We start from the raw sequence: 1,192 nt of genomic DNA, 5'->3' as shown, positions 1-1,192 counted from the left end.
GCGACCACCCTGGCGGCCCGAGCCGCACCAGCAGGCGGCCGACCGCTGCGGGGGCCAGGGCAGGGCGCGGCCCCGGGCCGCCAGGGTGGTCGCGTACTGGGGGAGGAGGTCGGCGTCGTCGGGGGCGGTGCCCTCGGAGGCGGCGAAGGCCTCGTAGGAGGGGACGGTGCCGGGGACGATGCCCAGGTTGGGAGTGCCCGAGGAGGCCAGTTCGCGCAGGGCCGCCTCTATCGCGGTCAGGTGCTCCTCGTGCGAGGGGTACTCGCCGGCGAGGGAGGGGTACGCCTCCAGGAGCTCGGCCAGTTCGTCCGCCGGCCAGTGCAGGACCGCCACCGGGAAGGGGCGGGACAGGGCCGTCCGGTAGGCGCCCACCTCCGCCCGCAGGCGGGAGATCTCCGCCTCCAGCTCCGCCGGGTTCTCCGAGCCCAGGGACCAGACGCGCTTGGGGTCGTGGAGTTCGTCCAGGGTGACCGGCAGGGTGTGGACGGTGTCCGCCAGGGCGTCCCACTCGTCGTGGGCCGCGCCCAGCATCCTGCGCACGCGGTGGCGGCCGAACAGGAGCGGGAGGGCGGCGGTCGGGGGCTCCGGTACGTCGGTGAGCAGCAGGCGCACCGCTTCCGTGAACGTCTCGTGGGCCTGCTCCAGCTCGTCGTGGGCCTCCAGGGACTCCGCGACGATCACCCAGGGGGCCGGATCGCGCGGGGCCGCGGTGCGGATGCCGTCGATGATGGCGCGGGCCTCCGCCTCGTGGTCGTACTCCCAGAGGTTCGAGGCCTTCAGCGCACGGACCAGGTACGGGTTCTCCAGCTCCGCGCCGGAGGCCAGCAGCCGGTCGTAGAGGGCGGCCGCGGCGGGACGGTCACCGGAGAGTTCGAGGTGGGCGGCGGCCCGGAGCAGCAGGGCTTCGGCGTCCTCGGGGTGGAGACCGGCGGTCCGCTCCAGGCGTGCCGCTTCGGCGGTGTGGTCGACGTTTTCGGCGGGCGTGTCGGGGCGCATGGGGGACACCGTACTGCCGGGCGGTGACAAGGGGGCAACGGCGGGTGGGGACACGGCACGGAGCACGGGACGCGAGGAGGAGGACGGGGAGACGGGGTGGGACCTCCGGGGAACGGCACGCCCTCCCGGGAGGGAAAGTCCGTCCGGCCCCTACGTTTCGGGGCCGGATCACGGGAGGATCAACGGTGATCGCGCG

At 74.7% G+C, this 1,192-nt stretch carries 1 protein-coding gene; it reads right to left on the bottom strand.

The window, feature by feature from the left end; genetic code table 11:
• Nucleotides 1-996: hypothetical protein (locus tag AOK18_RS27735; RefSeq protein WP_055696111.1), on the bottom strand; the 996-nt coding region annotated here is incomplete at its 3' end.
• Nucleotides 997-1,192: the final 196 nt, after the last annotated feature.

It is taken from the genome of Streptomyces prasinopilosus, assembly GCF_001419695.1.
Lineage (GTDB): Bacteria > Actinomycetota > Actinomycetes > Streptomycetales > Streptomycetaceae > Streptomyces > Streptomyces prasinopilosus.
This window is presented reverse-complemented; position numbering and strand designations above follow the sequence as displayed.